Origin of the sequence: Microcoleus sp. N9_B4 (assembly GCF_036701635.1) — a bacterium.
Taxonomy (GTDB): Bacteria; Cyanobacteriota; Cyanobacteriia; order Cyanobacteriales; family Microcoleaceae; genus Microcoleus.
Map to the genome: position 1 here is coordinate 154,296 of NZ_JAUBRC010000006.1, position 12,768 is coordinate 167,063.

Below are 12,768 nucleotides of genomic sequence, written 5' to 3' on the forward strand. Positions count from 1 at the left end.
TTTAAATTAAAAACCCGGTTTCTCCGAGAAACCGGGTTTTTAATCAACAGTATTTATCCGTTGTTAGAGCCGATTAATGGCTCAATGCGAATTCGGGCAATTTCGGCTCAGATGAACCATCGGGTACTACCTTAACCTGACCGTTTTCATCCACATCAACGATCGCCTTTTGACCGTCTTTCAGCTTCCCAGACAGCATTTCCTCAGCCAGTACATCTTCCAACAACCGCATGATTGCGCGGCGCAAAGGTCGAGCACCGTAGCTGGGATTGTAGCCTTCTGTAACTAACAAGTCCTTGAACCGTTCTGTCACGGACAAAGTAATACCCTGTTCGGTTAAGCGGCTGAAGACTTGCTGCAACATAATGTCCGCAATCTGCTTCACTTCTTCCCTGTTCAACTGGCGGAAGACGATAATCTCATCCAAGCGGTTGATAAATTCAGGACGGAAAAACTGTTTCAGTTCTTCGTTTACCAAGCTGCGAACGCGGTTGTACTGAACGTCTCCGGCACTGTCAGCAAACTCGAAACCGAGACCGCCGCCACCTTTTTCAATCACTCGCGAACCGATGTTTGAGGTCATGATCAGTAGTGTATTCTTAAAGTCTACTGTCCGACCTTTTGCATCAGTTAAGCGGCCGTCTTCCAGGATTTGCAGCATCATGTTGAAGACATCTGGGTGAGCTTTTTCGATTTCGTCGAACAAGATGACTGTGTAAGGACGGCGCCGGACGGCTTCTGTTAGTTGGCCGCCTTCGTCGTACCCAACGTAACCCGGAGGCGAACCGATGAGTTTTGAAACCGTGTGGCGTTCCATGAATTCGGACATATCTAACCGAATCATGGCTTCTTCTGAACCGAAGAAATATGTTGCCAGGGCTTTTGTAAGTTCCGTTTTGCCGACGCCTGTGGGGCCGGAAAAGATGAAACTGGCGATCGGGCGATTCGGATTTTTCAAGCCTACCCGCGCGCGACGGATAGCCCGAGAAACTGCGCTGACAGCTTCTTCTTGACCGATCAAGCGCTGGTGCAAAGTATCTTCCATGTGCAGCAGCAATTCCGATTCGGATTCGGTCAGCTTGCTGACTGGTACTCCCGTCCAATTAGCCACGATGTGGGCGATGTCTTCTTCGGTGACGATGGGAGAAGTTTTGAGTTGGCTTTTATTGATCGTAGCTTCGGCGATTTCGGCTTCAATTTCTAATTCGCGATCGCGCAATTTTCCAGCTTTGTCGAAGTCTTGCTCGCGCACTGCTGCATCTTTTTCTTTTGTTACTGCAGGCAGTTGCTTTTTGAGTTCTTTAACTTCGGGCGGGGTTTGTGAATTCATCACGCGGACGCGGGAACCTGCTTCGTCAATTAAGTCGATCGCCTTGTCTGGCAAAAACCGATCGTTAATGTATCTGTCTGACAGTGTAGCCGCTGCTTCTAAAGCTGCGTCGGAAATTGTCAGTCTGTGATGCTGTTCATAAGCCGATCGCAACCCGTACAATATTTCTATTGTTTCAGCCACGCTCGGTTCACCGACTTTGATCGGTTGGAAGCGGCGTTCTAAGGCAGCGTCGCGCTCGATGTGCTTGCGATATTCGTCCAAAGTAGTAGCGCCGACACACTGCAATTCGCCTCTAGCAAGGGCGGGTTTGAGCATATTAGAGGCGTCCATGCTGCCTTGAATTGCGCCTGCACCGACTAAGGTGTGAATTTCATCAATTACCAGAATGATGTTGCCGGCAGCGCGAATTTCGGCCATGATTTTCGTCAGCCGTTCTTCAAATTCGCCTCGGAACTTTGTACCAGCAATCAGCGAACCCATATCGAGGCTGATTACTTGTTTGTCTTCTAAAATTTCCGGGACGTTTCTGTTAACAATCCGCTGGGCTAGGCCTTCGGCGAGGGCTGTTTTGCCGACTCCTGGTTCGCCTACTAACACTGGATTGTTCTTGGTGCGGCGGCCGAGCACTTGGATCACGCGCTCGATTTCATTTTCGCGGCCCACTACGGGATCGAGTTTGCCGGCTGCGGCTAACTTGGTCAAGTTTGTGCCAAATTCTTCTAAAGTCGGGATTTTGCGATCGCCGCTATCTCCCCTACCTCCGGGTACCGCCGCGACTTCTCCCACGGCACGAATTACCTGCGTGCGGACTCTCTGGCGATCGATCCCCAAGTTTTGAAGCACCTTTGCCGCCACCCCTTCATCGTCTTGAATCAGCCCCAGCAGGATGTGCTCGGTGCCGATGTAATTGTGGCCTAACTGCCGCGCTTCGTTCAGCGCCGTCTCAAAAATCCGCTTGACGCGGGGCGTAAAAGGAATTTCCGGCGGGAGGAACCCGGAACCTCTACCGATGATATTTTCGATTTCATTGCGCGCCTCTTTCAAGTTGAGGCCCATATCCAGTAATACTTTTGCAGCGATGCCAGTGCCTTCGCCGACGAGTCCCAGAAGAATTTGCTCGGTGCCTACAAAATTGTGGCCGAGGCGCCGCGCTTCCTCTTGGGCTAGCATGATTGCTTTAATGGCTTGTTCTGTAAAGCGTTCAAACATATTTTTTCTATCCTACTGTCTGGGCGAGGGCTGTATCGCTGCTGGTGAGGAGCGATTTGGAACACTACACAAATTATAGATGTAAATTTTTGTGTATTTCCTTCTCTAACAATGTATCTTGCTAAAGGGGGAGGGACAGTGGGGAGACCCGAATAGTAGGGGTGTGGTTGCCGTCAATAATTATGCTATCTGCTGTGCCTCAATCTACTTTCCCACGGCCACCCTGTCAAGCATTCTCTCAAACAAAGCAAGCGAAACTGCTTCGATCGCGAGCGAGGAATGCTTTTGTTTGCAATGACGCGCTGCGATGCAGAGTATTTCGCCCCAAAGCAATTTTATTTTAACAGGTTAAGGGAATTGTGGGTTCTCCGGCTCGCAATGGCATAATTGGCAGCGTTTTTCAGTTGCTATTATTTACATACTTGCCGGAGAAATTACCCGGAGTTGAGCCGACAGTTTTTTGTGCTTTTGGCTTTTTTAAGCCTGACAATTTTATCCTCTTTTAAAGCAAATTTATGGTGCGTGACTGCGAATAGATTCTAGCAGGTGCATAAGGTTTCCATCGTCACGCACCATAACTCAATATAGCAAACGTAGGTGCGTGACTGTAAATAGATTCGACGACGAGCGAGCAAGTGCAGAATGCCTCAATACTCACGCACCATAACTCGCTCTGCACCTGTGGATCGCATACTTGCCGGAGCAATCATGAAAACTTAAGATAATGTACTTTTTTGGTGGTTTTGCCTTTTTAAATATTACACTTTCCTACTTTTAAAGCCATCGTGAAAGCAACTGTTCAATTACTTTCACAAAGCCGATCGCAATTTGGATCAACGGCCAACCCACCAGACAAATTAACACCGCCCAGCGAGTTTGAATATCCAAACCTTGGCGAACCGCCACAATTACAGCTAGCAAACTCCACACAGCTAATATGCGCTCTATTCCTTCTCCCAGCAAGGGAATTAGCGTTAAGAAATTCAGCACTTGGGGCGCGTAGGCAAAGCCGATCGGAACCAGCAACTCCCCATAAGTTACGTGTCCCGGCTTCAGCCACTCCCCGATTTTAAAGATAGTGAAAGTCCAGAAATAATAACCCCCCGCGACTGCCAAACCCTCTATCAAAAGTCCTAGAAATAATACTGATGGCTCAGTTCGGTTGATTAACAAGATGACAGCACTGCCCAACACGCGGGACAGCGCAGCTAAAATTACAATTGTTAAAGCTATTCGCTTAGTTCTGCCAGTGTAGGGAGTTTTTTCGTAAAAATTGCCGTTCAAAGAAAGTGCGTTCCAAAGCGTTGCGCCCAAACCTGCAATTGAATCTTCTCCCTTCACGTTGAACTCCTGCTCCTCAAGATAGTTGACAACTTTTACAAAATAAGCTCTAATACAGCAGAATCACCGGACTATTTCTAGGTAATTAGGTAATTAATTGGCATTCTACCAGATTTTATTAAATGCTAAGATTGATTTTACGGATACTTGCATGGCTGCGGGGGGGAAGTTTAAATTTGTTGCTCATCGCAGGTGTAATCCTGATAATTTGGGGCATTCTTTCGCCGGTGGGAACGGTTATATGGTGGCTGAATCAAAGTGGCGAAACTTTTGGCATCAAGAAAAATTCGCCGGAGAAATTGCCCTCAAACAAGGGCAATTTAGAAGCCCGCAAGTCTTCGCAGCTCAATTGTTATATCATCTTTTTACCGGGAGTGGGCGATTTTTCGGGGGACGAATTAACCCCTGGTGAAGAGTTTTTTCTCAAGCATTTAGTTAAAAGTCACCCGCAGTGCGTAGCAGTGGGCGATGTTTTTCCTTATTCAGCTTCTAACAAAAGTTTAGGAGGAGAGCGGTGGCTAGCTCCTTTTTGGCGGTTTGCAGAACAGGCAAAAAAAGGGCCGATTGCGGGGAATATATTCATTAAAATTCGCAATCTCTGGAGGTTTGCAATTTCTCTAGATTATCGCTACGGCTTTGCATACAATCAGGGAATGGCTAATGCAATTATCGATCGCATGAATGCTCAATCTCCCATTTCAGTTAATTCTCAACAACCTGTGAAAGTTATTTTAATTGGCACTAGCGGCGGCGCACAAGTTGCTTTGGGTGCTACTCGCTATCTTAAAGAATGGCTGAAGGCAGAAATTACGGTTGTTTCGGTTGGGGGCGTGTTTTCGGGAGAAAATGGTTTTGCAGAGGCCGATCGCATTTTCCACTTTCGCGGCACTCGCGATTCAGTTGAGGATATTGGCGGCATAGTTTTTCCGAGTCGCTGGTACTGGTACGCGACTTCTCCTTTCAACCAAGCTCGTTTGCAAGGCCGCTATGCAGCAGCTTTGAGCGGCCCTCACAAGCACGACGGCGATGAGGGATATTTTGGGGAAAATCTGGCGGCGGATGGTAAAAAGTATGTAGATATAACCCTGGACAAAATTAATCAATTGCCTGTTTGGTCTGAGGGCGCGTCTGATTGATGAGTTCTTGCATATTCGATAGTCATTAGTTATTAAATTTGTCATTGTTGGTTATGCGTCCCTTGAAGCTTGGACTTGTTGCCTTCCAGTCTCTACCTCCAATTCGCAATTCCCGATGCCCAATTCCCCATCCCCTATTCCCTATTATCAATGTCTCGACCAACATTATATATTGCCATCACAAATCACGGATTCGGCCACGCTGTCCGAGTTTCGTCCGTAGCTGCAAAAATTCAAGAATTAAATCCAGATATCTTACTAATTATCACAACAACAGCACCTCGCTGGCTGCTAGAATCTTATATTGGCGGCGACTTTATCCACCGTCCCCGCGCTTTTGATGTGGGTGTGGTGCAAGCTGACAGTTTGAATATGGATAAAGACGCGACGCTGGAAAAATTGCGGGAAATTCGGAAAAACCAAAATTCCCTAATTGCCAGCGAAGTTAATTTTATCAAGCAAAATCGGGTGGGTTTGGTGCTGGCAGATATTCCTCCTTTGGCAACGCGAATGGCGGCAGCGGCTGGGGTTCCCTGCTGGATGATGAGCAATTTTGGGTGGGATTTTATCTATCGAGATTGGGGCGGGGAATTTGTAGAAATGGCCGATTGGATTGGTGAATGTTTCGGAATGTGCGATCGGCTTTTTCGTCTTCCTTTACACGAATCGATGGCAGCTTTCCCCAATATTCAAGATGTGGGCTTGACGGGTGGCAATCCTCGCTACAGTAACGAGAAAGTCCGGGAAGTATTCGGCATCGAAACACCGCTGGAAAAAACTGTATTGTTGACTTTCGGCGGACTGGGTTTAGAGGAAATTCCTTATCAAAATTTACAGCAATTTAGCGACTGGCAATTTATTACTTTTGATGCGGAATCTCCCGATTTGCCGAATTTGATTAATATCAAAAATCAGGAGTTTGCAAAATCTTTCCCGATTTTACCGCGTCCGGTTGATATTATGCCTGTCTGCGGGCGCTTAGTTTCTAAACCGGGATACAGCACTTTTGCGGAAGCTTTGCGCTTGGAAATACCTGTTGTTTCTATAATGAGAGAAGGTTTTGCAGAAGCTGCGGTGTTGCTGGAAGGGATTCAAAATTATGCGGAACATCAAATTGTGACGGCGACGGAGTTTTTTGAGGGGGATTGGGAGTTTTTGCGACAACCGCTGCATCCGTCGCGTTTGTCGAGTAAATTGGAGAAAAATGGTACGGAGGCGATCGCCCAAGCTGTTGTAGACTATTTTTCATAAGTGCGATTAGAAATCGATCTTACACAAACAAAGTCTACCTCCGTCAACAGAAGAGTTTTGCATCAGTCTCATCTAAAATCTCAAATCTCAAATCGAATGAATCACTATCAACAAATACTCAAGATTCAAACTACAGGGAAATCTCTGTGCAAAATCACTCCTAAGATAGAAGATGCGGTGGCGAATTCAGGTATTAAAACGGGACTTTGTAGCTTATTTTTGCGCCACACTTCTGCTAGTTTGGTGATTCAAGAAAATGCTGACCCGGATGTACTTAAGGATTTGGCTAACTTTTTGGCTAAACTGGTACCGGAGGGCGATCGCTACATTCACGATGCCGAAGGCCCAGACGATATGCCGGCGCATATTCGCACTGCGCTGACTCATACTTCTGAACAAATCCCGATCGATCGCGGCAGGTTGCTGTTAGGAACTTGGCAGGGAATTTACCTGTGGGAACACCGCCAGCGGGGTCACATTCGCGAATTAGTTGTTCACGTCAGCGGCACTTGATGGGAATTTGTACCTCGCTAATTTTAGTTGCTTCCGGCGTCATCGGGGAATTGTAAAAAAAGCGGCGCGGCGGCCCGACTATTTCGTATTCAGGATGTTCTTGAAGCCAATCTTTGAGTTTCTGGAGGTTATTTTCGTAGCTTTCCCAAGTGTAGGCCCCGCCCACGCCAATGCTGACAACCGTCATCGGCGAAGTATCCGTGATTTCTACAGCGGAGTTAACGCTGCTGGGGGCGATATTTGGTGCGGGATAGAGGAACGAAACTTCTGCTTGGGGAACCGCATCGATTTGCCCGGAAGTTTCAGTGTAGCGCGCTTCTACTGGCGTTGTCATCGCAATTTGGTTGTTGCTGATGTGTTGAAATAAGGGATTGAAGGCGATGCCAGTTGCTTGTCGCAAATCGCCCGCGTGGGTGTATGTGACAGCGCGGTAGTGAGGATATTGCTTAACTTCTATGACCCCAATCTGTGCGGGTTCAGGGAATCCAGTAGGTAATACCATTTGAGATTTAAAAGTTTAGATTTTACGTTGAAGAATGGGGAAGACTGACTCCGCAAGGGTTTGGAACTTGCTTGCAGTTGCATTATTTTTGGCAACTGGTATAAATAGGCTGAGATTGTGTGCAGACAATCGTTCAGGTGGCACAATTAGTTTAGCAGTTATTTAAGGCGCTGTTAACTATCGATCGCCTAGAATTAGTTTAGAGATTATTAATTAACCTCGTAATAATACGGACGGCACTGACTAAGCAGAGAAACATTAATCTAGTTGTGCTTGAAAAATTAGTGTTTTCAGGCGTTTGCTATTTGCGTCGGCAAATATTCGGCTGTTGGGCCCATCTAGCTGTGCGTTCTCAGTTATTGCCACGCTGATCGCGTTCAGTAACGCCTATCAATTATACCGCTTTCAGGGAATGACGTATGAAAAAGATTCTAGTAATTGAGGACGAGCAAGTAATTCGGGAGAATATTCTCAAACTCCTCAAAGCTGAAGGTTTCGACGTGACGGGTGCAGAAAATGGAGCAAAAGGTTTATATGCGGCGGTGTCAAATCTTCCCGACGTGATTATTTGCGATGTGATGATGCCAGAACTTGACGGATATGGGGTGCTGGTAGCCTTGCGATCGAATCCTGTTACTGCTACAGTACCTTTTGTTTTTCTCACCGGTAAAGCCGATCGCTCTGAAATGCGGCAAGGTATGGAATTGGGAGCAGATGATTACCTGACTAAACCTTTTAGTAAAGCTGAACTTGTGGGCGCGATATCGAGCCGCTTGAAAAAACAAGAAGCTGTCGCCGAACAGTACAGTATTTTGCAATCGCAAGCCAGCGAATTTATCCAAAATACAGCCGACAAATTAGAGCAGATAAAAACTTGTTTGTACGACGCACTGGAACGAGAAGAATTCCAAGTTTACTATCAGCCGCAAGTCAATGTCCAGACAGGTAAAATTATGAGCGCCGAAGCTTTAGTGCGCTGGGTGCATCCAGAAAAAGGGCTGATTTCGCCCGCAGAATTTATTCCCCATGCCGAAGAAACAGGCTTCATTATACAGTTAGGCGAATGGGTTTTGCAGACAGCTTGCAGGCAAATGCAAGTTTGGCAAAATGCTGGTTTTCCGCTCCGAATAGCGGTCAATCTGTCGCCGCGCCAATTTCACCAACCGGATCTCAGCTGCAGAGTTGCCCAAATTTTAGCAGAAACTGGTTTGGAAGCGAGCAGTTTGGAATTAGAGCTGACAGAAAGTTTGATGGTAGAAGATGCCGAAAGTGCGATCGCGACTTTGCAACACTTGAAAAATTTGGGAGTTTGTATATCTCTTGACGATTTCGGAACTGGGTATTCTTCTTTAAGCTATCTGACGCAATACCCCTTCGATACTTTAAAAATAGACCGCTGTTTTATCAGCAATATCACCGATGGTTGCACAAATGCAGCGATTGTGAAAGCTATTATTGAAATGGCGCACAGTCTCTGTCTTGAGGTAATTGCCGAAGGAGTTGAGACGGAAGCAGAAAAAGATTTTCTCTGGCGCTATAAGTGCGATATAATGCAAGGCTATTTGTTTAGCCCTCCTTTGGCTGCAGCGGATTTTGAACAGTTGTTAATGGCAGGCAAATAGAAGATTGGTTAAGTCAATATTGAGCAGATCATTAAGTGCGATCGGGGTGGAATATGGTTGTAGAATCCAGCAGTAACGTTGACTCCCTCAAATCAAGCCCTAAAAAAAACAAGGAGTTTTACCTAGCTGTTCAACTAGCTATAGTGATAGTGTTTCTAGCTATTTTGTCCAAATTCTTTGTCATTGTCAACGCCGGAGAACGGGGCGTGCTGATGCAGTTTGGCAAAGTGCAAGAACAGGTACTCGGAGAAGGAATTCACGTAATATTCCCCACAGTTTATACTGTAAAAAAGTTGACCGTCAGGGTCCAAAAACAGGAAAGTTCCGCTGAAGCTTCATCAAAAGATTTGCAAGATGTGTTCACGGATGTAGCGCTCAACTGGCACATTATCCCAGAAGAAGCAAATGCTATTTTTCAACAAATAGGTGACGAAAAAGAAGTCGTTGATCGCATTATAGATCCGGCTGTTGAAGAAGTATTAAAAGCAGTTATGGCAAAATACACGGCTGAAGAAATAATTACTAAACGGGGAGAAGTTAAAGCCGCAGTTGATGATTCTTTGACCTTGAGGCTGGTTACATATCACATTGCCGTTGACGATATTTCTTTAGTACACGTTCACTTTTCTGAGCGGTTTAGCGAGGCCGTGGAGGCGAAACAAATTGCCGAACAGGAGGCAAAAACAGGGGAGTTTTTAGCGCTGAAGGCAGTAAAACAGGCAGAGGCTAAGGTGAATTTAGCCAAGGGAGAAGCCGAAGTGCAAAGGTTGCTGCGGAACAATTTGACTCCCGAACTTTTGGAAAGGCAGGCTATAGAAAAATGGGATGGGAAATTGCCGCTGATTGTTGGTGATGGGGGGAAAAATTTATTGGACTTGAGGAAATTGGTTGAGAGATAATTATAATCCTGGACGCACGGGTGGGCAGAAACCGGGTTTTTTACGAAAATACAAGGCGTTTAGCTTTTTATGTCCTTAAAAAACCCGGTTTCTTGAGTATTCGTGCGTAAGTCCTCAATTACCAATTACCAGCACCTTGAGTTAATATCTCTTCAAAAGCTTTAGTAATTCTAGTTTGAAAACGCTGTCGGTGCTTCACTTTCAAAACAGGTTTAATTATTTCAAGAGATACATTTGAACTTGCTTGGCTATCTATAATTTTAATCGATCGCAGTGTAGATAGCTGCAATTCTTTTTTTACCATCAATTCAGGAATAGCCGCTGCACCTGTGCCGCTTTCCACCACTGCTTTTACCATTTCGCTGCTGTTCAAAACTAAAGTTACATTTAATTCATGGGGATTAATGCCCCAACTTTGCAAAGCTTGTTCCAACATTTGCTGAACTCCAGAACCAGCTTCTCGCATCACCCAATCGGTTTTGGCAATTTCCGTTAAACTCACATCTGCACGTTCAAACCAAGGGTGAGATTTGCCAACTACAATCAGCAAGCGTTCGCTGCCTACAACTTCTTCCTCCAGGGTGTTCTTAAGTGAAGCTTTGATGTCTCCCGTCACTAAACCCAAATCAAATGTTCCCGTCGCCGTCCCCGCACAAATTTCTTCGGCATTTGCAAGAGTACAATTCACGCAAATACCAGGATATTTCTGTTTGAACTTGCTAAGTTTATCTGGCAACCAATAATTGCCAATGGTCAGACTGCAACCCAATTTTAAATCGCCTCGCTGCAAGTCGTTCAACTCCCGCAAACCTCTCTCTGTCAAAGCAACTTGATCGAGAATTTTCTGCGTTTCAACTTGCAGCAACTTCCCGGCTTCAGTGATTTCGATGTGGCGGCCAATGCGGTGAAATAGTTTTACTCCATATTGCACCTCTAAGCTTTGGATTGTCGCGCTGACAGCGGGTTGGGTGATGTAAAGTTCCTCCGCTGCGCGGCTGAAGTGTAGGTGTTCCGCTACAGCTATAAAAACTCGCAGTTGGTCAAGCGTCATTCCGGCCATTCTGAGTGTCCCTTTACTAAATACAGTTATTTTTTGAAATAAAAATCTTTTGCGGCTTAACTTTGACCTGAACTTTTCGACTATATTGTACAGGTTGGAATTGCCAAAAAAGCACGGTTGCTAGCCGCTATTTAAAGTTTCCTTTTAACGGCAATGGTTTGAGCTTGTGGCGACAGATAGGTGTCGTCTTCCAACAGTTATTTTGCCACGGCACTGCATCACTTGTATTTATTAATTCGATAAAAAACAACATTTGATTCTACCCGTCAAGAGCCTTAAGGTGATACTTAAGCTTCTAACGCAGAGCCAGATGCTGAAGCAGCACCGACAAGTTTAAGCCGATCGCCAAAAGTCGATCGACAAAAAGAGAGAAGATAAATGACCAAGAAAACGCACAAAAATCACAGTCCCCACGGCTTAAAGCCGGACTGCCTCTCCTTCGGGGAGGTTTTAGCTCAATCCTTTGCCGTTATTGCACCTACAACTATACCCGCATCTAATATAGGTTTAATTGTCGCTCTTTCGGGTAACGGGGCTTGGCTGAGTTTTGCGATCGGCTTGATCGGCCTAGTATTTGTCAGCATCAATATCAACCAATTTGCGAGTCGATCGGCTTCTGCCGGTTCTCTTTATTCTTATATTGTTAAAGGACTTGGCCCGACTGCAGGCGTAATTTGCGGCTGGAGTTTGGTACTTGCTTATCTATTTACTGCGATGGCCGTTTTGTGTGGTTTTGCCAACTTTACGGGTACTTTCATCGGTCATTTAGGCATCCATCCGTCACCGATTACGCTGTTAGCGATCGGGGCTGGCATTGCTTGGTATGCAGGTTACAAAGATATCCAACTCTCAGCTATGGCGATGCTGTGGCTGGAGGGAGCATCAGTGGCCGCGATTTTTATCTTGGGAATGATCATCTGGGCGCACAAAGGTTTTGCCCTGGATATGTCGCAATTAACTTTGGAAGGCGTAACTCCGGGGAACATAGCGACGGGACTTGTCTTAGTAATGTTTGGTTTCTCTGGCTTTGAAAGTGCGACATCTCTGGGCGACGAAGCGAAAAAACCCTTAAAAAATATCCCCAGGGCTGTCATGGGCAGTGCTGTCATGGCAGGCTTATTCTTCATTTTAATGACCTATATTGAGGTTTTGGGTTTTAGCGGTACGGGAGTTTCTATTACTAATACTGAAGAACCTCTGAGTTTTCTAGCGCAACAAGTGGGCATGGGTTGGCTGGGAGAGTTAGTGGCTTTCGGCGCTTTATTTAGCTTTTTTGCTTGCGTGCTCGGCAGCATCAATCCAGCGGCGAGAGTGTTTTTTATGATGGCGCGCCACGGTTTGTTTCATTCTTCATTAGGTGTAGCGCATTCGTCTAATAAAACTCCCCACGTTGCAGTAACGATGTGTACATTTCTGACATTTCTGGTGCCGGCTGTGATGTCTATGTTTAACATCAAACTGTTCGATTGTATGGGTTATTTGGGGGCAATTTGCAGCTACGGATTTTTAACCGTGTACGTCTTAATTTCGATCGCGGCTCCGGTTTACCTGCACAAAATTGGTAAATTGCGCGTGCGGGATGTAGCATTTTCGGCTGTGGCGATCGCATTTATGATGATTCCGATTGCGGGCAGCGTGGGCATTCCCGGCAGCACTATGTTCCCACCTCCCGAAGCTCCTTACGATGCCTTTCCTTACTTGTTCTTGATGTACTTGGTGGTTACTTGCGGATGGTTTTTCTGGCAGCGGCTGCGTTCTCCTGAACTGACGGGATCGATGCAGCAGGGTATTGACGCAATTCATGCCAAGTTCGAGGAAGAAAATACAATTTACGGCGGTGTTCGATTGAAAGCCGTTCCCTTTGACAGCGATCGTTTTTGATTAGCAGTTACCAGTTCGCTG

The 12,768-nt window shown here is 46.0% G+C and carries 10 protein-coding genes; 6 read left to right on the forward strand and 4 right to left on the reverse strand.

Going from position 1 to position 12,768, the window contains the following annotated elements; genetic code table 11:
* Positions 1-73: 73 nt before the first annotated feature.
* Both QUA43_RS06130 and QUA43_RS06135 read right to left on the reverse strand, forming a co-directional pair.
* Positions 74-2,542, reverse strand: a complete 2,469-nt coding sequence (locus QUA43_RS06130) for an ATP-dependent Clp protease ATP-binding subunit (protein WP_333371931.1) — start codon at positions 2,540-2,542, stop codon at positions 74-76.
* Positions 2,543-3,316: 774 nt separating this feature from the next.
* The gene (locus QUA43_RS06135; protein ID WP_333371933.1) at positions 3,317-3,883 is read right to left on the reverse strand and encodes a hypothetical protein; all 567 of its coding nucleotides are present in this window, start codon (positions 3,881-3,883) and stop codon (positions 3,317-3,319) included.
* A 122-nt stretch (positions 3,884-4,005) separates the two neighbouring features.
* Between QUA43_RS06135 and QUA43_RS06140 the strand changes: the two genes are divergently transcribed.
* From QUA43_RS06140 to QUA43_RS06150, 3 genes are all read left to right on the forward strand, one after another.
* Positions 4,006-5,019 (forward strand): hypothetical protein, encoded by a 1,014-nt coding sequence (locus tag QUA43_RS06140; protein WP_333371935.1) that lies wholly within the window; start codon positions 4,006-4,008, stop codon positions 5,017-5,019.
* A gap of 150 nt (positions 5,020-5,169) precedes the next feature.
* Positions 5,170-6,270 (forward strand): glycosyl transferase, encoded by a 1,101-nt coding sequence (locus tag QUA43_RS06145; protein WP_333371937.1) that lies wholly within the window; start codon positions 5,170-5,172, stop codon positions 6,268-6,270.
* A 96-nt stretch (positions 6,271-6,366) separates the two neighbouring features.
* Positions 6,367-6,783, forward strand: coding sequence for a secondary thiamine-phosphate synthase enzyme YjbQ (locus tag QUA43_RS06150; protein WP_333165987.1), 417 nt, complete (start codon positions 6,367-6,369; stop codon positions 6,781-6,783).
* On the opposite strand, the gene QUA43_RS06155 is transcribed toward QUA43_RS06150, so the two are convergent.
* Positions 6,770-7,285 (reverse strand): heme-binding protein, encoded by a 516-nt coding sequence (locus QUA43_RS06155; RefSeq protein ID WP_333371939.1) that lies wholly within the window; start codon positions 7,283-7,285, stop codon positions 6,770-6,772. The genes QUA43_RS06150 and QUA43_RS06155 overlap by 14 nt on opposite strands.
* A gap of 419 nt (positions 7,286-7,704) precedes the next feature.
* Between QUA43_RS06155 and QUA43_RS06160 the strand changes: the two genes are divergently transcribed.
* Together QUA43_RS06160 and QUA43_RS06165 are read left to right on the forward strand one after the other, a co-directional pair.
* Positions 7,705-8,907: an EAL domain-containing response regulator gene (locus tag QUA43_RS06160; RefSeq protein WP_333371941.1), complete on the forward strand. Its 1,203-nt coding sequence runs from the start codon at positions 7,705-7,707 to the stop codon at positions 8,905-8,907.
* A gap of 53 nt (positions 8,908-8,960) precedes the next feature.
* Entirely contained in the window at positions 8,961-9,806 is an 846-nt protein-coding gene (locus QUA43_RS06165; RefSeq protein WP_333371943.1) for a prohibitin family protein, read from the forward strand.
* A gap of 118 nt (positions 9,807-9,924) precedes the next feature.
* Here QUA43_RS06165 and QUA43_RS06170 read toward each other — a convergent pair whose 3' ends face one another.
* On the reverse strand, positions 9,925-10,857 hold the full coding sequence (locus QUA43_RS06170; protein ID WP_333371945.1) for a LysR family transcriptional regulator: 933 nt from the start codon (positions 10,855-10,857) through the stop codon (positions 9,925-9,927).
* Between the two features lie 387 nt (positions 10,858-11,244).
* Between QUA43_RS06170 and QUA43_RS06175 the strand changes: the two genes are divergently transcribed.
* A complete protein-coding gene (locus QUA43_RS06175; RefSeq protein WP_333371947.1) occupies positions 11,245-12,747 on the forward strand; it encodes an APC family permease in 1,503 nt (500 codons plus the stop codon).
* The last annotated feature ends 21 nt before the right edge of the window (positions 12,748-12,768 follow it).

What these genes read in the sequence shown, in the direction of transcription:
- QUA43_RS06130 (WP_333371931.1), bottom strand. Translation starts at nt 2,542, where the DNA reads ATGTTTGAACGCTTTACAGAACAAGCCATTAAAGCAATCATGCTAGCC.
- QUA43_RS06140 (WP_333371935.1), top strand. Translation starts at nt 4,006, where the DNA reads ATGCTAAGATTGATTTTACGGATACTTGCATGGCTGCGGGGGGGAAGT.
- QUA43_RS06145 (WP_333371937.1), top strand. Translation starts at nt 5,170, where the DNA reads ATGTCTCGACCAACATTATATATTGCCATCACAAATCACGGATTCGGC.
- QUA43_RS06150 (WP_333165987.1), top strand. Translation starts at nt 6,367, where the DNA reads ATGAATCACTATCAACAAATACTCAAGATTCAAACTACAGGGAAATCT.
- QUA43_RS06155 (WP_333371939.1), bottom strand. Translation starts at nt 7,285, where the DNA reads ATGGTATTACCTACTGGATTCCCTGAACCCGCACAGATTGGGGTCATA.
- QUA43_RS06160 (WP_333371941.1), top strand. Translation starts at nt 7,705, where the DNA reads ATGAAAAAGATTCTAGTAATTGAGGACGAGCAAGTAATTCGGGAGAAT.
- QUA43_RS06165 (WP_333371943.1), top strand. Translation starts at nt 8,961, where the DNA reads ATGGTTGTAGAATCCAGCAGTAACGTTGACTCCCTCAAATCAAGCCCT.
- QUA43_RS06170 (WP_333371945.1), bottom strand. Translation starts at nt 10,857, where the DNA reads ATGACGCTTGACCAACTGCGAGTTTTTATAGCTGTAGCGGAACACCTA.
- QUA43_RS06175 (WP_333371947.1), top strand. Translation starts at nt 11,245, where the DNA reads ATGACCAAGAAAACGCACAAAAATCACAGTCCCCACGGCTTAAAGCCG.